Origin of the sequence: Kitasatospora sp. NPDC059408 (assembly GCF_042751525.1) — a bacterium.
Lineage (GTDB): Bacteria > Actinomycetota > Actinomycetes > Streptomycetales > Streptomycetaceae > Kitasatospora.
Genome location: NZ_JBHYWI010000016.1, coordinates 36,104 through 59,395 on the forward strand (window position 1 = coordinate 36,104; position 23,292 = coordinate 59,395).

Here is a 23,292-nt window from a genome sequence, read left to right on the forward strand (position 1 = left end):
ACAGTGGTTCACAATCAGTGTGGCGATGGCCAGTTGACGACGCAGGATCCCTGTTGACGATCACCACGGGCACATGTCAAGCTCCGTTGCCGACCCAACGGGGGGAGTGCTTCAGTTGACCGCACCGCAGGCTCTGCTATCCGTCCGCAATAACGACGCTCTGGTCGCCGACGGAATATCCCGAATCGCCGGGGAAACCCTTGTGTCCGGATTCAAACATTCACTGGTGACGGTGGTGTCCGCGGCCCTGGCGGCCCACGCTCCGGTACGCATCGACAACTGTCCGGACATCGCCGAGACCGAAGTGCTGGCCGAAATCGTCCGGCGGCTCGGCGGACGGGCCGACCGGACCGGCGGCTCCCTCACCGTGGACGCCGACGGTCTGCACACCGCCGAGCTGCCCGCCGACGCGGCGGCGATCCACGGCTCCGTGTACCTCCTGCCCGCGCTGCTGTCCCGGTTCGGGCGGGCGTCGGTCGCCGCCACCGGCGGCTGCCGCATCGGCGACGACCCCGGCGGGCAGCGACCCGTCGAGCAGTACGTCGGCGTGCTGGAACGCTTCGGCGCCCAGGCCGCCGTCCTCGCCGACGGTGGCCTGCGGGTGACCGCCGACAAGTTGATCGGCTGCGAGATCGACCTGCTCGACCACACCGCCGACCGCGCGCTGCGCACCGGCCCGCACTACTCCGGGGCGACCAAGATGGCGGTCCTCACGGCGGCCGTCGCCGAGGGCGTCAGCATCCTGCGCAACCCGTACCCGAAGCCGGACGTCACCGATCTCGTGGACGTCCTGCGGGAGTCGGGCACGGACGTCACCGTGCGCGCCGACGGCGCCCTGGTCATCGCCGGGCGCGGCGGCCGCGGCCTCGACCGGCCGGCCCGCCACGTCCTCGTGCCGGACCTCATCGAGGTCGTCACCTGGGTGTGCGCCGGCACCCTGCTCGGCGCCGGTCCGCTCACCGTACGCGGCACCGGGATGCGACGGGCCGTCACGGCCCTGGCCCCCGAGCTGGAGGTGTTCGACCGGCTGGGCGTCGACCTGAGCCTCGGCCCCGGAGCCGACCGGGGCGCCGACCGCTCCGACGGCGGCGACGTGCTCACCGTGCGCCCGGCGCAGCGGCTGCGCCCGGTGGACGTCACCGTCGCCTCGCACGGCGTGTTCAGCGACAGTCAGCCCTTCCTCGCCCTGCTCGCGGCGCTCGCCGACGGCCCGTCCACCATCACCGAGACCGTCTGGAGCGGCCGTTTCGGCTACGCGCCCGGCCTCGCCGCGCTCGGCGTGCGGCTGCGCCAGGACGACCGCACCCTCACCGTCGACGGCCCCTCGGCCCCGTCGCGCCCGGCACCCCCGGTGCACGCGCCGGACCTCCGGGCGGCGGCCGCCCTCCTCCTCGCGGCCCTCGCCGTGCCCGGCCCCACGGTCGTGACCGGCACCCACCACCTCCGGCGCGGCTACCCCGACCTCCCCGCCGCCCTGCGCCGGCTCGGCGCCCGCGTCCGCCCCGCCGATCTCACCGACCTCACCGGACCCGTCCAGAATGGAGACGCGCGTGCCTGACCAGGCCGTGCTCAAGCAACGCCCGCGCGACTTCCTCGTCCGCGAGGCCATGGTGGTCGAACACACCGGTCCCGCCGACGCGCACTGGCGCTACCTGCTGCTACGCAAGAGCGGCTACACCACCATGGAGGCGATCCGCCTCGTCGCCGCCGAGCTCTCCCTGCCCACCGCCGACGTCACCTACGGCGGACTCAAGGACGAGGACGGCATCACCGAGCAGCTGATCGCCGTGCCCGCCGGGGTCCCGCTGCCTGGGCTCGGCCCCGAGGGCTGGCGCGTCGCCGGCCGCGCCGACGACTGGCTGGACCTGCACCACCACGGCTACGGCGCCGAGCCGCTCGCCATCGGCCGGCTGGAGGGCAACGGCTTCCGCATCACCGTGCGCAACCTCGCCCCCGAACGCGCCGAGCGGCTGGCCGAGTTACGCAAGCACACCATGTTCTTCCTCAACTACTACGACACCCAGCGCTTCGGCGTGCCGGGCGGACCCAAGCGCACCCATCTCGTGGGACGGGCCATGCTCGCCGGCGACTGGGACACCGCCCTGCGCGAACTCGCCGGCCTGCGCGCGCCGGAGAGCCCGCAGGCCGCCCAATGGCGGGGCTCGGCCGAGGAGTTCTTCCGGACCCTCGACCCGCGCAACGCCTCCTTCTACCTCGCCGCACACGCCTCCGCCGGCTGGAACGCCGCACTGCGCCGGGTGGTCGACGACACCTGCGACCCGCACACCGTCACCGTCGAGCTCGACGGCCTGGAGTACCGCTACGCCGACCGGCCGCTCGCGGTGCTCGCGACGGCTCCCGAACTCCCCTACGCCAAATACACGTTCACCGACGGCATCCCGGCGGCCCGGACCTCCGCGCGCCCCACCGTCGTCCAGACCACCGTGTCCCTCTCCCCCGCGGCCCCCGACGAGCTCAACCCCGGACGCAGCCGGATCGGCCTCGGCTTCTTCCTCCCGTCGGGGAGCTACGCCACCGCCGCCGTCCGCCAGTTGCTGGCCCACCAGGCCACGGCCTCCGCCACTACGGCCTCCACCCCCACGGCCATCACCAGCACGGCCACCGCAACCACGGCCGCCACCAGCAGCACGGCCACCGAACCCAAGGCAGGAGAAGTCCGTTGATCAGGACCGAGCAGGAATTCGAGCAGATCACCAAGCCCTTCGCGATCCACCTCGCCCACGGGGTGCTGACCGACGACCGGATCCGCACGCTCTTCGCCACCGCCCCCGTCGACGGCTACGAGCCGGTCAAGGTCACCGACCCCGAGCACGACAAGCAGTACGCGATGAACCTGCTCTACCTCCAGGAGCACAACGAGCCGCGCCCCGCGGCCGCCGGTCTCTCCCCCGCCTGGGCCGAGCTCCTGGCGTCGCTGCGCAGCGAGGAGTTCGTCGGCTGGCTGGAGCGCGGCACCGGACTGCAGCTGCGTGAACTGCCCACCGACATCGCCATCTACACCTACCAGGCGGGCGACTTCATCTCCGTCCACAAGGACAAGCCGTACAAGGCAATCACCGCGATCCTCTACCTCAACCCCGAGTGGCCCGCCGACGGCGGCGGCGCGTACGAGGTGCGCACCAGCCCCGACCCGGCCGTTCCGCCGGTGCGCCGGATCCCGCCGACCGGCGGCCAGTTGCTCGCCTTCCCGCCGTCCGAGACCTCCTGGCACTCGGTGTCCGAGGTCGCCGCCGGTGTCACCCAGACCAGGCTCACCGTGCAGCTGGAGTACTGGCTGGTGGACAACCCCAAGCGCCGCTACTGATCGGACGGCCGATGACTCTCCTGCTGCTCAACCGACGGCCCCTGCTGGACCGCCTCGCGGCCTGGTTCCCCGACTGCGCCGAGGAGTTGGTCGTCGTGACCGACCCGTCGGCGCTCGGGGACGCCGGGCCGGCCGCGTGGTCCGGGCGCTTCCGGCACCTGGAGGTGGTCGACGACTACGCGGCACCGGAGACCGGGGAACTCGTCGAGCGCCTGGTCCGCGCGCACGCCGTCGAGCGCATCCTCACCACGGCCGAGAGCGACGTGCTGCGCGCCGCCCGTCTACGCCACCGCCTCGGCCTGCCGGGCCAGACCGAGGCGAGCGCGCTGGCGTACCGGGACAAGCACGTCATGAAGACCCTGGCCGGCGCGGCGGGCGTGCCGGTCGCCCCGATGCGGATGGTCCACGCCGGCGCCGAGCTCGCGGACTTCGCCGACGAGCACGGCCTTCCCGTGGTCGTCAAGGCCGTCGACGGCGTCGCCTGCCTGGGCCAGCGGGTCCTCACCGACCCGACGTCACTGCGGGAGCCGGCCGGCCCGTGGCCGGCGCCGCTGCTCGCCGAGGCCTGGATCGAGGGCGACACGTTCCACGTCGACGGCGTGATGGCCGGGGGCGCGGTGCTGTTCGGCCGCCCGTCCCGGTACCTGAACAGCCAGTGGCTCACCCACCACGGCAGCGCCCCGCTCGTGAGCGGCATGCTGGCCGCGGACGACCCGCTGTTCGCCCGGCTCCAGCGGGCCGTCCGCGACGTGGTGCGGGCGCTTCCCGGTCCGGAGGGGGCGTGCGCGTTCCACGCCGAGTTCTTCCGCACCGCCGACGACCGGATCGTGCTGTGCGAGATCGCCTGCCGGGCCGGCGGCGGCAGCATCGTCGAGGCGTTCGAGCTCGCCACCGGCGTCAACCTGCACGGCGCCTCCCTGCTCGGCCAGGCCGGACGCACCGCCGACCTCCCCCGACCGGGCACGGTCGTCCGGCACGGGTACGCGACGTGGTACCCGCCCGTCGAGACGGCCACCCTGCGGCGGCTACCGCAACACTGCCCGCTGCCCGGCACCGTCAAGTACGTGCCGAGCGGGCGGGTCGGGCACCGCTACCACGGGCCCGACTCGCCCTCCCACCGCGTCGCCGACCTGTTCTTCCGGCTCCCTGACGACGGCCCGGGCGACCGCCTGGTCGGCGGCCCCGGCAGCACCACGGACGGCGTCCTGGGCAGCACCCCTGGCGACCGGCTGACCGATCGCCTGCGGGAGGTCGACCGCTGGTGGGCCGGCGCGGCGCGGTGGGACTTCGGGAACGCGGCCGAGGCCCCCGTGGACGGGCCGGGGCCGGCGTGAGCGGCGACGCGGCCCGCACGGCGGGCGCGGCGGGCCCGGACGGCGACGCGACGGCCGACGCACTCGTCAGCCCGGCCAGGACCCGCCTCTACCTCGCTGCCCGCAGCATCGACGCCGTGGGCAGCGGTCTGTGGATGCCGATCTCCCTGTTCTTCTTCGTCCAGGCGCAGGGTCTGCCCGTTGAGCAGGTCGGCGCCGCCCTCACTGCGGGAGCGGTGTTCGGCCTGGTCGCCGGCCCCTTCGGCGGCTCCCTGGTCGACCGCTTCGGGCCCGGTCCCGTGGTGCTGGCCAGCAACGTGGTGCGGGCGGTCGGCTTCCTGCTCTACCCGCTGGTCGGGGCGATCTGGCAGGTCGCCCTGATCGCGGCGGCAAACTCGGCGGGCGACCGCGTCTTCTGGACCGCGAACACGCCGCTGCTCGCCCGGCTGGCCGGGGAGCGCAAGCTCGTCGGGGCGCTCGGCACCATGAGCATCGTCCGGATCGCCGGGCTGGGCGTCGGCGCCGGGCTGGCCGGCCTGGTCGGGCGCAGTACCGCCGGGCTGCACGCGCTGGCGTGGGCCAACGGCGTGAGCTTCGCCCTGGCCGCCGTCCTGGTGTGCGCGGTGCTGCGGGTGCGGGGGCCCGGGCCGGGTACTCCGCGAACCGACGACGAGAGCGGTGGCGACACCGCCGGCGGACCGGCGCGGAACTGGCAGACGGTGCTGCGGGACGGTCCGTACCTCGTGCTCTGCCTGATCCAGGTGCTGTTCACGTTCGCGGCCAACAGCCTGACGGTCGCGCTCCCCTTGGTGGCCGTCCGCACCCTGCGGGGGCCGGTGTGGCTGGCCGGCGCGTCCGTCCTGGTCGGCAACATCGTGCTGATGGCCGCGGTGAAGCCGGCGATCGCGTACGGCCGCCGCACCTCCCGCCTGCGCGCGCTGACCGCCGCCGCCGTCCTGTTCGCCGTCACGTTCCTGCTGATGGCACCCGCCCAACTGGCCGGGCCCGCGCTGGTGGTGCCGCTGGTGCTGCTCGTCTCCGCGCTCGGCGTGACCGCCGAGGCGCTGTTCGGGTCGGTGATGAGCGCCGCCGCTTACGAGGCCGCCCCGGCGGGTCTGAAGGGGCGGTACAACGCGCTCTTCCAGACCGCCTACGGCGCGTCCGGCGCGCTCGCACCGGCCGTCTTCACCGCCCTGCTCGCGGTGGGCAACCCGGTGCTGTGGCTGGCCCTGGTCGCCTCCAGCGCGCTCACCGTCCCGGTGCTGCGGGTCGCGGCCGCCCGGCTGCCCGGCGCCCACCTCACCCCGGCACCGCCGTCCATCGTCCCACCGGCCCCCGCCCCACTCCCGGAGAGCACATGAGCGCCAAGAGGAAACACCGGCCGCAGCCCGTCGGGGAGGTGGCGACGAAGGCCCTGCGGGACTACTGGTCCGGCCGCTCGGCCGTCCTGCTGTGGCCGTCCTTCACCCGCACGGCCCGGACGGTGATGGACCAGCTCACCGCCTGCGACGCCACGGTGGCCGGGATCGTCGTCGCGACCGACCCGGCAAAGGACACGCCGGTCGCCCCGGACGTCTTCAGCTGCGCTGAGCGGGGCCTCGACGTGCCGCCGGGCGACTTCTACGCCTGGCTGGCCGACTCGCCGCCGGCACTCGGCTCCTGGCTGGAGACGGTCGACCCCGGCCGCACCTGGACGGCGCTGGGCGACAACTTCCTGGAGACCGGCGACCTGTTCGGCCGCGCCGTGCACGGCTGGCGCCGGCCCGCCTGGTCCGAGTGGGAGGACAAGACCCGGATCGAGACCCTGTGGCAGGCGGCGGGCGTTCCGTCCCCGCGCCACGTCGTGACGGGGGCGGACGACCCGGCGCTGGCCGGTCACGCCCGGGACCTCGACCGGGGCTCGGGGGTCGTCGTCGCGATCGACTCCAGCCTGGCCCACTACGGCAACGCGACCGGGCTGCGGTGGGTCCGCGATCCGCAGGGCGATCCGCAGGCGCTCGCCGACGCGCTCCGCTGGGCGGGCGAGCGCGCCCGGACGGTCCGCGTGGCCGAGTTCGTCGAGGGCACGCCGTGCAGCGTCCTCGGCATGGTCCTGGCGGACGGGGTCGCGGTCTTCGACCCGATCGAGATCGTGACGCTGCGCGACCGGCACAGCGCGCGGCTGACCTTCTGCGGCTCCTCGACCCGTTGGCGGCCGGAGCCGGCAGCAGTCGAGGGGATGCGCGAGCACGTCCGGCGGGCCGGGCGCCGGCTGGCCGCCGACGCCGGCTTCCGCGGGATGTTCAGCGTCGACGGCCTGCTCGGCGAACACGGCTTCCTCGCGACCGAGCTGAACCCGCGCCAGGCCTCCGGCCTGGGCCTGCGGGCGGCCTGGCCCCAGTTCCCGGGCTACCTGTTCCAGCGCGCCGCGCAGGAGGCCGTGCCCGGGGTGGCCGATCTGCCCTGGCAGGACGTGGAGACGACGTTCCGCGACGCCGTCCGCCGATACCCTTCGCACAGTGTGACCATTCCGCTGCCGATCGAAGCGGACGAGGCCCACTGCGCGAAGGTGGTCGCCCGCGGCCTGACGCAGACCGCGTTCTACCGGCCCGACGGGCGGGGCGTCCGCCTCACGAGCCTCGTACCGCTGCCCGCGGACGGCCTCATCGGCCCGGGTGCGGCCGCGCTCGCCGGGCTGCTCGGCCGACCCGAACTCGAAAGCCCCGCCGACCGATCCCCTCTTGGAGGCCCCCGATGACCGGGCTGCCGCACTCCGCGCACGTCGTGATCGTCAACCGCTGGTCGCGCGCGGACTTCGCCGACTACGCGCGCTACGTCGACCACCGAGAGCACCGCGTCGGTTACGTCACCACCGCGGCCGGACGGGCCGCCGTGCCCGCCGGCGCCGCCGAGGTCGTCCAGGTCACCGACCTCGACGACCCGGCTGAGGTGCGGACGGCGGTCGCCGCCCTCGCGGAGCGGCACGGCGCACCGGACCGGATCGTGGCCATGCAGGAACTCGACCTGCTCACCGGCGCGGCCCTGCGGGAGGAGTGGGGCTGTCCGGGACCGCGCACCGACCAGGTGGTCCCGTTCCGGGACAAGTACACGATGGCGACCCGGGTTTCGCAGGCCGGTCTGGCGGTGCCCCGGTTCGAGCGGGTCACGCACGCCGCCCCGGTCCGCGCCTTCGCCGGGGCCGCGGGCTGGCCGGTCGTCCTCAAGCCGCTGGCCGGCCGCGGTGCCAGCGGGGTCCTGCGCCTGGAGAGGCCGGCCGACCTCGACGTCCTCACCCCAGCCGGATCCTTCGAAGAGCCCTACCTGGTCCAGGAGTTCAACCCGCACCCGACCTACCACGTGGACGGCCTCTTCACCGGCGAACGGCTCGCCGACCACCGCGTCTCCCGCTACGTCAACAACTGCCTCGCGTTCCGCGCCGACGGCGTCCCGCTCGGGTCCGTCGAGGAGGACGACCCGCGGCTCCTGCGGAGCGTCGCGGAGTTCACCACCAGGGCGCTGGCGGCGCTGACCGACCGGCCGACCGTGTTCCACCTGGAGCTCTTCGTCGACCGGGCCACCGGGGACTGCACCTTCCTGGAGGCCGCCGCCCGCGCCGGCGGGGCCGAGATCCCGGTCCTGTGGCGCGAGTCGCACCGGGGTGACCTGCTGGCGACGCTGGCCCGGACCCAGCTCGACCTGCCGGTCGCGGAGGTCGAGAGCCTCGACGAGGGCGTGACCGTCGACGAGGACGGAGACGTGGGCGGAGAAGGCGCCGGAGAAGTGGGCGGCTGGCTGATCGTGCCCGCCCCTCGGCTGCGCCCGTGCCGCATCACCGGCAGCAGCTCGATGCTCGACCGCAAGGACGGGCCGTACGCGGAAACGTTCCTGCCTGTCGGCCGCGTCCTGCCGTGGACCGACCCCTACCACCAGCACGTTGGCGGCCGGTTCCGCTTCCGCGGCCCGTCGAGCGACGCCGTCGAGGCGGGCATCCGCGCCACCGCGGCGGACTTCCGGATGACCGTGGCACCCGAGGTGCCGCGAAGCCCCCGCGGCACGGGCCCCGGGACCATCGCCCCCGACGGCTCCGCCGTGGACTTCTTCGCCGCGCTGCCCCCCGGCACCGGGACGGCCGCGGTCGTCCACGGCGCGATCCCCGAGCGCGGCTCCGTCCTGGAACTCGGTGCCGGCGCCGGCCGCGTCACCCACCCGCTCGTCGCGCTGGGCCACCGGGTGGTCGCCGTGGACGAGTCCGCCGAGATGCTCGCCCGCCTGACCGGCACCTCCCCCGGCCCGGCCGGTGGGGCCGGTGGGGCCGGCACGCGCGAGGTCGAAACCGTGCTGGCGCGCATCGAGGACCTCCGGCTCGACCGCACCTTCGACGCCGTCCTGCTCCTCTCCTCGCTCGTCAACTACGTGTCCCGCAAGCCGCTCCTGGACGCCTGCCGCCGCCACGTCGCGCCCCACGGCGCCGTCATCGTCCAACGCACCAACCCGGCCTTCTTCGAGGAGGTCGGCCCGGCCGAATGGGAGAACCGCGGCACCCGCTTCCGCAACTACGACGTCGAACGGCTCGACGACGGCATCGTCTCCTGCACCAAGGAGTACCGCATCGGCGAGCGGACCTGGACCTTCTCCGGCGTCTTCCACCACCTCGGCGACGACGAACTCCCCGACGTCCTCGGCGCCTCCGGGCTGCGCTTCGACCGCTTCCTCGACGAGCGGCGCACCTACGTCCTGGCCCGCCCGGCCTAGCGTGTCTTCATGAAAGGAACCAGGTAACACCTCCATGATCGTGAACTCGTGGAACGAGTGGGACCCGCTGCGCGAGATCGTGGTCGGCTCGGCCGACGGCGCGCACTTCGAACCCACCGAACCCGGCAACCGGCCCACCGTCCGCAACGCCCCCGCGGGCACCCCCTTCCCGACCGGCCCCAAGTCACCGGAGGCCATCGACCGGGCCAACGAGGAACTCGCCGGCCTCGCCGCCCTCCTCGAATCCCGCGGGATCACCGTCCGCCGCCCCGAACCGCACGACTTCGGCACCCCCGTGCGCACCCCCGACTTCGAGGTCCCCAACCAGTACTGCGCGGTCTGCCCCCGAGACGTGATGATCACGGTCGGCCACGAGATCATCGAGGCCACCATGTCCCGCCGCGCCCGCTACTTCGAGTACCGCCCCTTCCGCAAGCTCGTGTACGAGTACTGGAACGCCGACCCGCGCGTCACCTGGACCACCGCTCCCAAACCGTCCATGGACGACGACATGTACCGCCAGGAGTTCTGGGACTGGCCGATCGAGGAACGCCACCGCCGGATGCACTCCTTCGAGTTCTGCATCACCCAGGACGAGGTCGTCTTCGACGCCGCCGACATCAGCCGCTTCGGCCGCGACCTCATCGTCCAGGAGTCGATGACCACCAACCGCACCGGCATCACCTGGCTCAAGCGCCACCTCGAACCCCGCGGCTTCCGCGTCCACCCGGTTCACTTCCCCCTCGACTACTTCCCCTCCCACGTCGACTGCACCTTCGTCCCGCTGCGTCCCGGCCTCGTCCTGACCAACCCGGAACGCCCCCTCCTGGACCGGGACGCACGCCTGTTCCTCGACAACGACTGGGAACTGGTCGACGCCCCGCAGCCCACCACCGGCAACGACGAGATGCCCGACTTCTGCCAGTCCTCGAAGTGGCTCTCGATGAACGTCCTCAGCCTCTCCCCCACCACGGTGGTCTGCGAGGAGCAGGAGAAGCCGCTGCAGGACCTCCTCGACAAACTCGACTTCGAGGTCCTCACCGTCCCGTTCCGCAACGTCTTCGAGTACGGCGGCTCGCTCCACTGCGCCACGTGGGACATCCACCGCGAGGGCGCGCGGGAGGACTACTTCCCCAAAACCACCTACCGGCCGCTGGTCTGACAGCAGCACGCGCTGTGCTGCCGTCACTACCGACGGAACAGCCGGCTCGCCAGCGCCTCCTCCCCGGCCGGGGTCAGGCGCAGGGCGCGGGTGTTGGCGGCCAGGGTGATCCAGCCGGCGGTGGTGAAGGCGTCCAGGAGGTCGGCGCCGAGGCGGCCGACCAGGTGGTGCCGCTGCTCGGTCCAGTCCACGCAGAAGCGCAGCAGCGGACGGCGCCGGTCGTCGGCGAGGTGGCTCTCCGGCACCCCGAGGCCGGTCAGCACCGGTACGGCGGCCGGGCCGAGCCGGTACGGGTGTTCCGCGTCCGCGGGCCCGTCCTGCGGCCCGCCCGCGGGGACGAGTGCGCCGCTGTCCAGCAGTGCCTCGGTGACGGCGACGCCGAACCGCCCGGCGGCGTGGTCGAAGCACACGCGTGCCCGCCGCAGCGCCTCGGCGCGGTTGCCGGCGCGGAGCGTGCGGGCCACGGGCTGGGCCGGGGCGAGGGCGGCCAGGCCCTCCATGAGTTCGGCGATCCGGCGGTCGGCGAGCTCGTAGTAGCGGTGGCGCCCCGCCTGGCGGACGGTGATCAGCCCGGCCGCGCTGAGCCGGTTGAGCTGGGCGCTGGCGGCCTGGGCCGTGACGCCCGCGTGCTCCGCCAGCGCGCCCGCGGGCAGGCTGCGGCCGCCGGCGAGCGCCATCAGGATGCGGGCGCGGGTGCCGTTGGCGAACAGGCCCGCCACGCGGGCGATGTCGGGTTCGCCGGTGCGCGCGGGGGAGGTCATGCGGTCATTGTGCCCCTGGCACGCTTCCACGGGCGTGGAAGCGGTTCGCTGCGATCGTCGGGGCATGAATCGGAGAGTCCTGGCCGTGCCGCTCGCTCCCCCGACGCCCGTCCGCGTACGGCGACGCGTGCTCGCCGCGACGGGAGCCGCCTACGTCGTCGTCCTGCTGGACGCGTCGATCGTGACCGTCGCGCTGCCGGGCGTCTCCGGCAGTCTCGGCGTCGGCGTCGACGGGTTGCAGTGGGTGGTGAACGCCTACACGCTCGCCTTCGCCGCCCTGCTCCTGACCGGCGGCACTCTCGCAGACCGTTGGGGTGCCCAACAGGCCTACGTGGCGGGCCTGTTGCTGTTCACCGTCGCGTCCGCCGGCTGCGGCCTGGCGGCCGCCTTCCCCGCGCTGGCCGCCGGACGGGCGGTGCAGGGCGCGGGCGCGGCCGTCCTCGTCCCGGCCGCGCTCAAGCTGATCGACCAGGCCCATCCGGAGCCCGGACCGCGGGCCCGGGCGATCGGGGTCTGGATGTCGCTCGGCGCCGTCGCGATGGCCGCGGGGCCGCTGGTCGGCGGCGGCCTGATCTCCTGGCTCGGCTGGCGCAGCGTCTTCTTCGTCAACCTGCCGATCGGCCTCGCCGGGGTGTGGCTGGCGCGGAGCGTCACGGGGAGGGCCGTAGAGCCCGTGCCACAACGCCTGGACGTGGCCGGGCAGGTGGCCGCCGCCGTCGCGCTCGGTCTGCCGATCGCCGCCCTCATCCAGGGGCGGGACTGGAGCGCGGTGGCGGTCCTGGCCGTCCTGGCGGTGTCCGCCGCAGCAGCCGTGGCGTTCGTCGTCGCGGAGGTCCGCAGCCCGCACCCGATGCTCCCGCTGTCGCTGTTCCGCAGCCGCGTCTTCGCGGGCTCGGCCGTCGTCTCCGCGGCCTCGGCGCTGGTCTTCTACGGCCTGCTGTTCGTCTGCGGCCTCTACTTCCAGCAGGTGCGCGGCTATTCGCCCCTCCGGGCCGGGCTGGCGCTGCTGCCGCTCACCGCGACCGTCGCGGTCGGAGGCTTCGGCTCCGCCCGGGTGGCGCGGCTGCTCGGCCCGCGCTGGTCCATGTGCGCGGCCTTCGGCGCCTACGCGGCCGGGGCACTGGCCCTGCTCGCCGCCTCCCCCACCTCGCCCTACTGGCAGGCGGCGGCACCGATGGTGGCGATCGGGCTGGCCGGCGGCTTCATCTCCCCGGCCGCCACCGCCCCCGCCCTCGGCACCGTCGACAAGGCCCGCACGGGCATCGCCGCAGCCGCGCTCAGCACCGCCCGTCAATCCGGATCCGCCCTCGGCGTCGCCGCCTTCGGCAGCCTGATCACGACCGCCCACCCCTTCACCGGCGGCCTGCACGCCGTCCTCTACGCGATCGCCGCCGTCTCCGTCACCGCGGCGGCCGTGTGGGCGCGCACCTGGCAGCCGACGGGCTGAGGGGGCCCGGGACCGGAGCCGGTGCAGCACCGCCGCGTTGTCCGCCCAGTGCCGGTTCACCTGGTCGTACTGCTTCGTCATGGCGCTGCGGCCACTCGCGTATGCCTTGAGGGCGGCCGCCCCGGCGGCGGGCAGGGCGTCGAGGCGGTCCGGGACGGGCACGCGCGGCAGCGAGCGCTGCGGCACTGCGACGCTCCGGCGTATCGACGGGAGCCGGGCCGCCACGACGTGTGTCCTGCCCAGGCGACGTGCGAAGTCGCGAAGAGCGCCGTCAGACGAAGAACGCGTTCATGCCCGGCACGTCCGAGACGTAGGTCTCGATCGCGCCGATCCGCTCCCCGTGCAGGAAGCACACCGTGGCCAGGTGCTCGTCGAGCACTCGCCCGTCGCGCTCGGCGGTGTTGTGCAGGGACAGGGCGAGGTTGTCGCGGCTGAGCAGGGTGTGCCGGAAGTCGAAGTGCACGCCGTACGAGGCGATCAGCCGGATCCGCTCGATCACGGCGGCGGCGCCGCGGACGGTGCCGGAGACGGTGTTGTCGCCGGGCAGCGTCCACACGACGTCGTCGGTGAGCAGCGAGCGGATCAGGTCCCAGGCGGCCGTGGTGAGGCCGAGGCGGAAGCGGTCGGCGAGGGCGAGGCGCTGGTCGGCGCCGAGGGCGGTCGGGTCGGACATGGTGGTGAACCTCCGTCGCGGGGCGGGCTGTTGGTGGCGAGCCTCGCCGAGGGCCGCGGGGAACGGAAATGCCGTCCGCGACGGCGGACCATGCGCCGCGCGCATAATGGCGGGATGATCGCGGAAGAGCTGCGCTGGTTCCTGGCCGTCGCCGAGACCGAGCACGTCACCGATGCGGCCGCGCTCGTCGGCACCACCCAGCCGACGCTCTCCCGCGCGATCGTCCGGCTCGAACGGCGCCTCGGCACGCCCCTGTTCGACCGCGACCGCAACCGGCTGCGGCTCAACCAGGCGGGCCGGGTGTACCGGCGGCACGCCCAGCGCGCGCTCGACGAGCTGGAGTCGGCACAGGACCGGATCTCGGCGCTGCTCCCGGCGCCGGCCGACCCGCTGCGCCTGGCCTGTGCGCACTCGTTGGGCGCCTGGCTGCTGCCGGAGCTCCTCACGGCCTACCGGGAGCACGCGCCCGGCCACGCCGTCGACGTGCGCGAGGGCTCGGCGGCCGGCGTGCTCGACCTGCTGGCCGGCGGCGCGGTCGACCTCGCGGTCACGAGTCCGCAGCCGTCCCTGCCCGGGTACGGCTGGCTGCCGCTCGCCGAGGAGCGGCTGGTGCTCGCCGTCCCGCCCGGGCACCCGCTGGCCGGACGCACCGGGGTGGGCCTGTCCGAGCTGACCGACGGGCGCTTCGTGATCATGCGCCAGGACGTCGGGCTGCGCGAGGTCACCTGCGGCGTCTTCCACCGGTCCGGCCTGACGGCGCCCGTCGCGGCGGAGGCGGACACCGTCGCCGGGATCCTGGACCTGGTCGCCGCCGGTCAGGGGACGGCCCTCGTCCCGGCCAGGGCCGCGACCGGCCACCCGGGGGTCGAAGCGGTCCCGCTCACCGCCGCCGACGCCTACCGCTCCGTCGGCCTCACGTGGCGGCGCGGCCGCCCGCTGCCGCCGCACGCGCGCACGTTCCGCGTCCTCGCCGGCCGGGGGCGCTGAGCTCCCGGCCGACCGGGCGACTCCTCCCGTGGCCCGGCGGGCTCGGACCCCACCGAGCCGCAACTCTCAGGTTGCACCCAGGGGGGCGGCATGCAACTCTGGAGTTGCGTCCAACGCCACCGATGAACGGGAGCCCCCTCATGAGCGAGGACCGGATCGAACGCGAAACCCTGATCGAAGCCTCCCTTGAGCGGGTCTGGTCGCTGGTGGCCGAGCCCGGTTTCTGGGTGGCCGACAAGGCGAGCCTGCCCGGCACCGTGGCCAGGGAAGGCGAGGAGGTGGTGGCGAGGAACCCGGAGTACGGCGACTTCGCGGTGCGGGTGGAGAAGGTCGAACCGCCGACCTACCTGGCCTACCGCTGGGCCAGCGCGTTCCCCGGAGAAGAACTGCGCGAGGACAACAGCACCCTCGTGGAGTTCACGCTGACGCCGGAGGGCGGCAAGACGCGGCTGCGCGTGGTCGAGAGCGGGTTCGCGAAACTGGCCGGGTCCGAGGCACTGCGCGGCAAGGCGGTCGAGGACAACACCGGCGGCTGGCGCCAGGAGCTCGACGCGCTCAGGATGCGCGCCGAACAGCCATCCGCCCAGCCCTCCGCCCAACCGTCCGAACAGTCGTCCGAACAGCCCTCCGCGTGACCGACGAACCCGCCGGCGTCGCCGGCGCCGTCGAGGCGGTCGACACCGTCCTCGCGGCCCTCGCCGACCCGACGCGGCGCCGGCTGCTCGAACTGCTCGCCGCGCAGGGCCAGGCCACCGCGACGACGCTCGCCCGGCACCTTCCCGTCTCGCGCCAGGCCGTGGTCAAACACCTCGCCGTCCTGGACGCCGCCGGGCTGGTGACCGGTGGCCGCGTCGGGCGCGAGGTGCGCTACACGGTGCGGCCCGCGGCACTCGACGCGACGGCGCGGTGGATGGCCTCGCTCGCCGCCGACTGGGACCGGCGGCTGGCGCACATCAAACACCTCGCCGAAGCGGCGGAACAGGAATCGCCCTAGACGAGCCCTGACGGGTCACGTCCACCCGGCGCGACCCCGGAGAGGAGAATGATCATGTCCACGGAGAACCGACAGCTCACCCACGCCCCCGCCGCGTACGCGTGCATGGTGGTGCGCAAGCCCGCGACGGAGGCGTTCCAGGCCTTCGCCGATCCGGCCGTCACGTCCCGGTTCTGGTTCAGCAAGAGCAGCGGGCCGATGGTCGCGGGGGCCGAGGTGCGCTGGGAGTGGGAGACCTACGGGGCATCGGCCGACGTCCGCGTCCAGGAGGTGCGGGAGGGACGTCTGATCCGGTTCGAATGGGGCAACTACGAGCAGCCGACCACGGTCGAGCTGAGGTTCACCCCGCGCACGGCGCAGGCCACCTTCGTCGAGGCCACCGAGACCGGCTTCCGGGGCTCGGGGGACGACACCGTCCGCTGGGTGAACGACACCGTCGGCGGTTTCACCACCGCCCTGTGCGCGATGAAGGCCCTGCTCGAACACGGCATCGAGCTGAACGCCGTCCCCGACCACCACCCGGCCTGACCACCCGGGCCGCGTACGTGAGCCGCGAACCCGGCGGCGGGGCGGGCCCGCGCGCGGCCGGGGCGCGGAGGCCCTCCGCACCCCGGCCCGGGGTTCAGCCGCCCCCGAGCCGCTCCCGGACCGCCGCGGCCTGCTCGCCGTCGCCGAGGTCCTCGAAGAGGGCCAGCGCCTCGGTCCACGCCTCCCGCGCCGCCGTCCCGTCGCCGGCCGCGAGCTGCGCCTCGCCCAATGAGCGCACGGCTTCGGCGAGGAGCTGCTTGTCGCCGAGGAAGCGCAGGAGCTCGATCTGCTCCCGGTAGCCGCCGACCGCCCGCGCGGCCTCGCCCCGGGCCCCGTGCACCGTGGCCAGGTGGCCGAGCAGGATGGCCAGGCCGCGCCGGTTGCCGACCTTGGTGCTGTCGGCCTGGACGGCTGCGGCCACCGTCCGGTTGTCCTCCAGCGCGAGGAGGAAGTAGCGCTCGGCCTCGTCGAGGTCGCCCAGCGTCTGGTGGACGGTGCCGAGGCTCAGCCGGGCGGTCGCGCGGCCCCCGATCGCCCCGGACTTCTCGAACACCTCCAGCGATTCCTCGTACACCGCCAGGGCCTTCGGGTAGTCCTCGCGGAACTGGTGCACGCCCGCGATGTTGAGCAGGAGCGGTCCCATCCGCACCCAGTCCCCGAGTTCCCGCAGGATCGCGCTCGCCGCGCCGTAGCACCGCTCCGCGTCCTCCAGCCGCCCCAGCATCCGGTACGCCAGCCCCAGTCCGCCGGTGACGCGGGCCTCCACCGCCCGGTCGCCGAGCGCCCTGGCGGCCTCCACCGCGAGCTCGTGCCCGGCGGCGGAGTCCGGCAGGTGGTTGCGCAGCGCGGCGACGAACTTCCGCGCGACGGCCAGCTGCCAGACGGTGTCGTGGAGCCCGAGGTCCCGGGCCGCGAGCTGGACGGCGGTCAGGTTGTGCCACTCGCGGTCGAACCAGGCCAGCGCCTCGTCGTAGGAGTCGAACGTCGCCGGGCCGTGCTCGCTGGGCCTGGTGGGGAACGGGAGGTCGGGGGTGTCGACGGCCTTGGCCGCGTTGTACGCGGAGTGCAGGAACCACCGGCCGAGGCGTTCCACCGCCGCGTCGCCGTCGGCGCCCGGCTCCCGGGCCGCGGCCTCGGCGGCGTAGCTGCGCAGCAGGTCGTGCAGTTCGTACCGGCCGTAGGTCTTCTGCTGGAGCAGGTGCTCGTCCTGGAGCAGTTCCAGCAGCGCCTCCGCGTCCGGCTCCGGGAGGTCCGCCATGGCCGCGACGGCCGGGACGGTGTAGTCGACGCCGGGGTGGCGGCCCAGCAGGCGCAGCACGCGCTGCGCCGGGCCCGGCAGTCCGCGGTAGGAGAGGTCGAAGACGGGCCGCAGCGTCCTGCTGCCCGACCCGATCGCGTCCGGGGCCTGCCCGCGCAGCGCGTCCGCCAGGTCGGCCAGGCTCCAGGCGGGCCGTGAGCGCAGGCGTCCGGCGGCCAGGGCGACGGCGAGCGGCAGGTACCCGCACAGCTCGACGACCTCCCCGGCGGCCGCGGGCTCGGCGGCGACGCGTCCCGCGCCGGTGATCCGCGCCAGCAGGGCCGTCCCCTCGTCACGGCTGAACACGTCGAGCGGGAAGAGCGCGGCGCCGTCGAGCGCGGTGAGGCTGCGCCGGCTGGTGACCAGGACCAGGCACCTGGGGCTCGCCGGGATCAGGGCCCGCACCTGCTTCTCGTCGGCCGCGTTGTCGAGCAGCACCAGGGCGTCCCGGTCGGACATCCGGTCGCGGTACATCGCCGCGCGCTCGTCGAGGCCGTCCGGCACCTGCTTCGGGGGGACGCCGAGCCGGCGCAGGAAGCCGCCCAGGAGCTCGGCCGGGTCCGCGGGCGGGTGGTCGGGGTCGAAGCCGCGCAGGTTCGCGTACAGCTGGATCCCGGCGTACCGCCCGGCGGCGACGAGGCGGCGGGCGACGTGCACGGCCAGCGTGGTCTTGCCGACGCCGCCCATGCCCTCGATCGCCGAGATGACGACCGTCGGGGCGCCCCCGGGGGTGTCCGGCACGGCCGCGATGAGCGCGTTCACCTCCCGGGCGCGGCCGGTGAACGTCGCGAGGTCCGCGGGCAGGTGGCGCAGGACCGCGTCCGGTCCGCCCGCCCCGGCCTCTCCGTGCACGCGCACGCACGCGCGGCGCCACCGGTCGGCCTCGTCGTCCGGCAGGCCGAGCGCGCGGACGATCGCGACCACCAGGTCGAAGTCCAGGCGGCGGCGCTTCGGCCGGAAGGCGTCGACCACCGTGGACGCGGCCACCGGCTGCGGCACGGGCAGCAGCCGGCCCACCGACCTCGCCAGCTCCCGGTACGACGGCGCGCCCGCCCACGACCGCAGCCGCCCGAGGGCGTCGATGAAGTCCGCGAGGTCGTACGCCTCGTCCGGGTCCGGCACCGCCTGCCCGCCAACCACACGTCACCTCCGCTGGGACACGGCCGAGGCTCCTCGGCAACGGCCCAGTGTACGGAGCGTGTTGACGTGCACACAGGGTTTTGGGGATGCCGGCCCGGAGGGCTGGAGCCGCGAACCCCGGCAGGGACGTGCGGTAGGGACGTGCGGTAGGGACATGCGGTAGGGAAAACCCGACCGTCAGGTCTCCACCTGGCCGTCATGACCGCCGGGCTCCGGCTCGGTGGAATGGACGGGTGCTGATTCCCCAGGTCAAACCCCATCTCCGGTGGAACCGACGGCTGTTGTGGACGGTCGGCTGGCTCGCCGCCGCCGGGTGGGCGGCGGCCGTCGCCGCCGTCTCCGCCCTGGACACCCACCGGGTCTGGGGCGCGCTCGGCGCGGCCGGCTACCTCGTGGCGGCCGCCGTCTCCACCGGACCGGACCGGAACCGGACCCGTGCCGTCGCGGTGGGTGCGGCGCTGGCCGGGGCCGTGGTCGCGCCACTGCTGTACCTGCTGGCGACCGGCGCGGCGCAGAGCGAGGTCGAGGTGATCGAACGTTCCGGGCGGCTCCTCGTGGAGCACGCGACGCCGTACCTCGACGATCCGCGCTCGGTCGTGGAGGTGACCCCGTACCTGCCCGGCATGGCCCTGCTGGGGCTCCCGAGGGCGGTCCTCGGCGGCGACGGGCCGGTCGCCCGCGTGCTCGGCGACGCCCGGCCGTGGTGCGCGGTGGTGCTGCTCGGCTGCCTGTGGGCAGGCGGACGGGTCGTCACACCGGGGACGGGCGGTGCGTCCCGGGCTGTCACGCCGGGGACGGGCGGTGCGTCCCGGACCGTCACACCGGAGACGGGCGGTACGTCCCGGACCGTCACACCGGAGACGGGCGGTACGTCCCGGACCGTCACACCGGAGACGGGCGGTACGTCCCGGACCGTCACACCGGCGACGGGCGGTACATCGCGCGCCGTCACGCCGGGGACGGGCGGTGGGTCCCGGGCCGTCCTCGGGGCCCTCGTCGCCTCCCCGGTGATCGCCCTGCCCCTCGCCGTCAGCGGTGTGGACCTGCCCCTCGCCGGGCTGCTGTGCCTGGCCCTCGCGTTCGCGTCCCGGAATCGCCCGGTCGCGGCCGGGCTGGCCCTGGCCGCCGCGTGCTCGATGAAGTGGACGGCCTGGCCCGCCGTTTGCGTCGTGTTCGCGCTGCTCGCCCACCGGGCCGGGCTGCGGGCCGCCGTCCGCGGCGCCGTCACCGCGCTGGCCGGAACGGCCGTGGCCGTCCTGCCCGGAGTCCTGCTCTCCCCACGGGCCATGGCCGAGCAGGTCTTCGCCTTCCCCACGGGCCGCGGGGAGTTCGCGACCCCGGCGAGCAGTCCGCTCCCCGGGCGGCTGCTCGCCGACCTGGGGCCGGCCGGCTGGTACGCGGCCGTCGGCCTGCTGCTGGCCGCCGGACTCGCGATCGGTGTCTCGCTCGTGCTGCGGCCGCCCGGCCACCTGGTGGGCGCGGCCGATCGGCTCGCCCTCGGGCTCTCCGCCGCGTTCCTGCTCGCCCCCGCCGGACGTTTCGGCTACCTCGCCCTGCCGGTGCTGCTCGCCTGCTGGGCGCGGGCCGCCGCGCCCGCCCGTCCGCTCTCCGCGCCCGCCCTCGCCTCCGGCACGCGGGTACTCCCCGCCGCACTCAAGGACGTCCCCGCATGACCACCCTGATCGTCACCAACGACTTCCCGCCCCGCCAGGGCGGCATCGAGACCTTCGTCCACGCGATGGCGATGCGGATGCCCGGCCACGACGTGGTGGTGTACACCTCGCGCGAACCCGGCGCGGACCGGTACGACGCCACGCTGCCCTTCCCCGTCGTACGGGACCCCTCGCGCATGCTGCTGCCCACCCCGCGCGTCACCCGGCGGGCCCTGGCCATCGCCCGGGAGCACGACGCGGACCGGGTGTGGTTCGGGGCCGCCGCCCCGCTCGCCGCCATGGCCCGCGACCTGCGGCGCGGCGGCATCCGCCGGACGGTGGCCACCACGCACGGCCACGAGATCTGGTGGGCCCGCACACCGGGGGCGCGGCGCCTGCTGCGCCACGTCGGTGACCACGTCGACGTCGTGACCTACCTCGGCGAGTACACCCGCAGCCGCATCGCCCCCGCCCTCGGCCCGCACGCCCGCCTGGAGCGGCTCGTTCCGGGCGTCGACGCCGAGGCCTTCCGACCCGCCCACCCGGACGACGAGGGCGCCGAGCGGATACGCGCGCGGCACCGGCTCGCGGGCCGCAACGTGATCCTGTGCGTCGCGCGGCTGGTGCCCCGCAAGGGGCAGGACGTGCTGATCAGGGCGATGCCCGCGATCCTGCGGCGGGTGCCGGACGCGGTCCTCGTGATCGTCGGCCAGGGGCCGGACGCGACCCGGCTGCGCCGGCTCGCCGCACGGTGCGCGCCGGGGAGGGTGGTGTTCACCGGCGGGCTCGACCACGCCGCGACCGCCGGCTACTACGCCGCCGCCGACGTGTTCGCCATGCCCTGCCGCACCCGGAGGGCCGGGCTGGAGGCGGAGGGCCTGGGCATCGTCTTCCTGGAGGCGTCCGCCGCCGGGCTGCCGGTCGTCGTCGGCGACTCCGGCGGTGCCCCAGACACGGTCCTGGACGGCGTCACCGGCCGGGTGGTCGACGGCCGCTCCCCGGCCGCCGTCGCCGCGGCCCTCGCCGAGACGCTGACCTCGCCGCAGGAGCGGGAGCGACGCGGCGCGGCGAGCCGGGAGTGGGTGGCCCGGCACTGGACCTGGGAGGGCTCGGCGCAGCGGCTGAGCCGCTTGCTGGACCCGGACCTGCCGATCACCGTCACTGGCCGTGTCCTCGCAGGTAGGCAAGGACGGCGAGCACCCGCCGGTTCCCCTCGCTCGGGTCGACATCGAGCTTCATGAAGATGTTGCTCGCGTGCTTGACCACGGACGCCTCGGTGACCGTCAGCCGCCGGGCCACGGCCTGGTTGTTGAGGCCCTCCGCCATCAGCCCGAGCACCTCGCGCTCGCGCGGTGTCAGCCGCTGCAGCGGCGCGTCGGAGGCCTTCAGCAGCACCCGGATCACCTCCGGGTCGACGACGGTCTGCCCGCCGGCGACGCGGTCCAGCGCGTCGAGGAACTCGGCGACCTCCCCGACCCGGTCCTTGAGCAGGTAGCCGAGGCCGCCCCCGTCCGCCGCCGGGCCGGTGAACAGCTGCTTGGCGTAGGCGGTCGCCACGTACTGGGAGAGCACCAGCACCGGCAGGCCGGGGTGCCTGGCGCGCAGCTCCAGTGCGGCGCGCAGCCCCTCGTCGCGGAAGTCCGGCGGCATCCGGACGTCGGTGAGGACGACGTCGGGACGGTCCGCGTCCACCGCGCGCGCCAGCTCGGCGGCGTCGCCGACGGCGGCCACCACCTCGTGGCCCACCCGGGTGAGCACCTCCACCAGCCCGGCCCGGAGCAGGACGGCGTCCTCGGCGAGCACTACGCGGAGCACGGCACCTCCACCCGCAGCCGGGTCGGTCCGCCGACGGGACTGGTCACGATGAGCCTCCCCTTCAGGATCGCCACCCGGTCGGCCAGGCCTTGCAGCCCGGACCCGGCGGACGGGTCGGCGCCGCCGCGTCCGTCGTCGCCGACCTCCAGGACGAGCCGGTCGCCCACCAGGCGGCCGTGGACGGTGACCGCCGCGGCGCCGCTGTGCTTGGCCGCGTTGGCCAGGGCCTCGGTGACGGTGAAGTACGCCGTGCTCTCCACCGGGGCGGGCAGCCGGCGCGGCAGGTCGATGTCGACCGCGACGGGAACGGGGTTGCGCAGGGCGAGTTCCTCCACGGCCGCCGCCAGGCCGTGGTCGGTCAGCACCTGCGGGTGGATGTCACGGACCAGGCTGCGCAGCTGCTCCAGCGCCTGGCGGGCCTCCCCGCGGGCCCGGGCGATCAGCGGCAGCGCGGCGGACTCCTGCCCGCGCAGCTCCAGTTCGGCCAGTCCCAGGGTCATGGTCAGGGCGACGAGCTGCTGCTGGGCGCCGTCGTGCAGATCGCGCTCGATGCGCCGCCGCTCGGCCTCGAACGCGTCGACCAGCCGGGCCCGGGAGCGGGTCAGCTCGATGATCCGCCTGCCGAGGTCCTCCTCCCGGGCGGAGAGGAGGAGTTGGGCCGCCTTGACCTGCGCCCCGGCGAGCAGCCCGCCCGCGTACGCGGCCAGCACCAGGCCGACGAGCCCCGCCGCCGTGCCGGGCAGGCCGCCGACCGGGTCGGAGATCGACCGCCCAGGGATCAGCATCACCGTGTCGGGGGCGATCGCCCACACGATCACCGGGGTGACCAGCAACATCGCCGAGAACGCGAGGAGGGCGGTGAAGCCGAGGCCCGCCGCCGTGAACACGACGGCGTGCAGCAGGGTGTAGGACAGCTCCCGCCAGGTGGCGCGCTCCTTGAGCCGGGTCCGCAGCCACGGCCACGCGCCGGCCCCGGGGAGCGAGGCGTGCGGGTCGGGCAGCGGCACCGGCTCCACGATCCGCATCCGGCGGCGCTCCAGGGCGGCCACCGGGATCCCCACCACCGGGACGGCCGCCAGGACCAGCAGGCCCACCCCGACCACGGACAGCCCCAGCCCCACGGCCAGCAGCAGCGCGAGGACGACGAGCAGCAGGACACCGAGGACCGTGCCGCTCAGCAGGAACGCCCATGCGCGCAGCGGCCACAGGGACCGGAGGAAGCGGTCGGGGCGCCGGCGTACGGCCTCCCAGACGGCGACGGTCATCGTGAGGGCCCTCCCCGTGGGTTCGGGGAACGCCTCCCCGCATGCTCCGTACAAGATCCACTGTAACGGGTGGCGACTCCCGCCCTGCAGGAGCCTGTCGCCACTTGCACTGTAAATGCTCATAGTTGCAAATTCTGTCGCTCTTATTGACGTCAATGAGCAGGCACAGTGCACTGGTTGCGCACTCCTCCACAGCCCCCGA

The 23,292-nt window shown here is 74.6% G+C and carries 20 protein-coding genes; 15 read left to right on the forward strand and 5 right to left on the reverse strand.

The features are described 5' to 3' along the window. Positions 1 to 73: 73 nt before the first annotated feature. Genes ACFXDE_RS13370 through ACFXDE_RS13405 form a run of 8 tightly spaced genes read left to right on the forward strand, consistent with a single transcriptional unit; the run spans position 74 to position 10,531 of the window. On the forward strand, positions 74 to 1,558 hold the full coding sequence (locus ACFXDE_RS13370; protein WP_380493790.1) for a hypothetical protein: 1,485 nt from the start codon (positions 74 to 76) through the stop codon (positions 1,556 to 1,558). Beyond that, on the forward strand, positions 1,551 to 2,684 hold the full coding sequence (gene truD / locus ACFXDE_RS13375; protein ID WP_380493792.1) for a tRNA pseudouridine(13) synthase TruD: 1,134 nt from the start codon (positions 1,551 to 1,553) through the stop codon (positions 2,682 to 2,684). The genes ACFXDE_RS13370 and truD overlap by 8 nt, the downstream gene beginning before the upstream one ends. After that, a complete protein-coding gene (locus ACFXDE_RS13380; RefSeq protein ID WP_380493794.1) occupies positions 2,681 to 3,325 on the forward strand; it encodes a 2OG-Fe(II) oxygenase family protein in 645 nt (214 codons plus the stop codon). The genes truD and ACFXDE_RS13380 overlap by 4 nt, the downstream gene beginning before the upstream one ends. An 11-nt stretch (positions 3,326 to 3,336) precedes the next feature. Next, positions 3,337 to 4,659 carry an acetyl-CoA carboxylase biotin carboxylase subunit family protein gene (locus ACFXDE_RS13385; RefSeq protein ID WP_380493796.1) on the forward strand — a complete coding sequence of 441 codons (1,323 nt, stop codon included), beginning with the start codon at positions 3,337 to 3,339 and terminating at the stop codon, positions 4,657 to 4,659. Then, complete coding sequence (locus tag ACFXDE_RS13390; protein WP_380493798.1) at positions 4,656 to 5,999, forward strand: MFS transporter; 1,344 nt, start codon at positions 4,656 to 4,658, stop codon at positions 5,997 to 5,999. Before ACFXDE_RS13385 ends, ACFXDE_RS13390 begins: the two co-directional genes overlap by 4 nt. Beyond that, the gene (locus tag ACFXDE_RS13395) at positions 5,996 to 7,375 is read left to right on the forward strand and encodes a hypothetical protein (RefSeq protein ID WP_380493800.1); all 1,380 of its coding nucleotides are present in this window, start codon (positions 5,996 to 5,998) and stop codon (positions 7,373 to 7,375) included. Before ACFXDE_RS13390 ends, ACFXDE_RS13395 begins: the two co-directional genes overlap by 4 nt. Beyond that, a complete protein-coding gene (locus ACFXDE_RS13400) occupies positions 7,372 to 9,369 on the forward strand; it encodes a methyltransferase domain-containing protein (protein WP_380493802.1) in 1,998 nt (665 codons plus the stop codon). The genes ACFXDE_RS13395 and ACFXDE_RS13400 overlap by 4 nt, the downstream gene beginning before the upstream one ends. A 34-nt stretch (positions 9,370 to 9,403) precedes the next feature. Beyond that, on the forward strand, positions 9,404 to 10,531 hold the full coding sequence (locus tag ACFXDE_RS13405; RefSeq protein WP_380493804.1) for a glycine amidinotransferase: 1,128 nt from the start codon (positions 9,404 to 9,406) through the stop codon (positions 10,529 to 10,531). 26 nt (positions 10,532 to 10,557) lie between these two features. Here ACFXDE_RS13405 and ACFXDE_RS13410 read toward each other — a convergent pair whose 3' ends face one another. Next, positions 10,558 to 11,292 carry an ArsR/SmtB family transcription factor gene (locus tag ACFXDE_RS13410; protein ID WP_380493805.1) on the reverse strand — a complete coding sequence of 245 codons (735 nt, stop codon included), beginning with the start codon at positions 11,290 to 11,292 and terminating at the stop codon, positions 10,558 to 10,560. A 64-nt stretch (positions 11,293 to 11,356) separates the two neighbouring features. Between ACFXDE_RS13410 and ACFXDE_RS13415 the strand changes: the two genes are divergently transcribed. Beyond that, positions 11,357 to 12,739, forward strand: coding sequence for an MFS transporter (locus tag ACFXDE_RS13415; protein WP_380493807.1), 1,383 nt, complete (start codon positions 11,357 to 11,359; stop codon positions 12,737 to 12,739). 271 nt (positions 12,740 to 13,010) lie between these two features. Here ACFXDE_RS13415 and ACFXDE_RS13420 read toward each other — a convergent pair whose 3' ends face one another. Continuing rightward, positions 13,011 to 13,412, reverse strand: a complete 402-nt coding sequence (locus ACFXDE_RS13420; RefSeq protein WP_380493809.1) for a nuclear transport factor 2 family protein — start codon at positions 13,410 to 13,412, stop codon at positions 13,011 to 13,013. Positions 13,413 to 13,526: 114 nt separating this feature from the next. Here ACFXDE_RS13420 and ACFXDE_RS13425 point away from each other — a divergent pair, with 114 nt between their 5' ends. From ACFXDE_RS13425 to ACFXDE_RS13440, 4 genes are all read left to right on the forward strand, one after another. Continuing rightward, positions 13,527 to 14,399 carry a LysR family transcriptional regulator gene (locus ACFXDE_RS13425; RefSeq protein WP_380493811.1) on the forward strand — a complete coding sequence of 291 codons (873 nt, stop codon included), beginning with the start codon at positions 13,527 to 13,529 and terminating at the stop codon, positions 14,397 to 14,399. A gap of 140 nt (positions 14,400 to 14,539) precedes the next feature. Then, positions 14,540 to 15,034 (forward strand): SRPBCC domain-containing protein, encoded by a 495-nt coding sequence (locus ACFXDE_RS13430; protein WP_380493813.1) that lies wholly within the window; start codon positions 14,540 to 14,542, stop codon positions 15,032 to 15,034. Next, the gene (locus tag ACFXDE_RS13435) at positions 15,031 to 15,393 is read left to right on the forward strand and encodes an ArsR/SmtB family transcription factor (RefSeq protein ID WP_380493815.1); all 363 of its coding nucleotides are present in this window, start codon (positions 15,031 to 15,033) and stop codon (positions 15,391 to 15,393) included. The genes ACFXDE_RS13430 and ACFXDE_RS13435 overlap by 4 nt, the downstream gene beginning before the upstream one ends. A gap of 54 nt (positions 15,394 to 15,447) precedes the next feature. After that, on the forward strand, positions 15,448 to 15,921 hold the full coding sequence (locus ACFXDE_RS13440; RefSeq protein WP_380493817.1) for an SRPBCC family protein: 474 nt from the start codon (positions 15,448 to 15,450) through the stop codon (positions 15,919 to 15,921). A gap of 94 nt (positions 15,922 to 16,015) precedes the next feature. On the opposite strand, the gene ACFXDE_RS13445 is transcribed toward ACFXDE_RS13440, so the two are convergent. Beyond that, the gene (locus tag ACFXDE_RS13445) at positions 16,016 to 18,358 is read right to left on the reverse strand and encodes an ATP-binding protein (RefSeq protein WP_380493819.1); all 2,343 of its coding nucleotides are present in this window, start codon (positions 18,356 to 18,358) and stop codon (positions 16,016 to 16,018) included. A gap of 470 nt (positions 18,359 to 18,828) precedes the next feature. Between ACFXDE_RS13445 and ACFXDE_RS13450 the strand changes: the two genes are divergently transcribed. Then, positions 18,829 to 20,031, forward strand: coding sequence for a hypothetical protein (locus tag ACFXDE_RS13450; RefSeq protein WP_380493925.1), 1,203 nt, complete (start codon positions 18,829 to 18,831; stop codon positions 20,029 to 20,031). Beyond that, positions 20,028 to 21,251, forward strand: coding sequence for a glycosyltransferase family 4 protein (locus ACFXDE_RS13455; RefSeq protein ID WP_380493821.1), 1,224 nt, complete (start codon positions 20,028 to 20,030; stop codon positions 21,249 to 21,251). The genes ACFXDE_RS13450 and ACFXDE_RS13455 overlap by 4 nt, the downstream gene beginning before the upstream one ends. Here the strand turns inward: ACFXDE_RS13455 and ACFXDE_RS13460 are convergent. Continuing rightward, positions 21,169 to 21,825: a response regulator gene (locus ACFXDE_RS13460; protein ID WP_380493823.1), complete on the reverse strand. Its 657-nt coding sequence runs from the start codon at positions 21,823 to 21,825 to the stop codon at positions 21,169 to 21,171. The genes ACFXDE_RS13455 and ACFXDE_RS13460 overlap by 83 nt on opposite strands. Continuing rightward, positions 21,813 to 23,090: a sensor histidine kinase gene (locus ACFXDE_RS13465; protein WP_380493825.1), complete on the reverse strand. Its 1,278-nt coding sequence runs from the start codon at positions 23,088 to 23,090 to the stop codon at positions 21,813 to 21,815. The genes ACFXDE_RS13460 and ACFXDE_RS13465 overlap by 13 nt, the downstream gene beginning before the upstream one ends. Between the last annotated feature and the right edge of the window lie 202 nt (positions 23,091 to 23,292).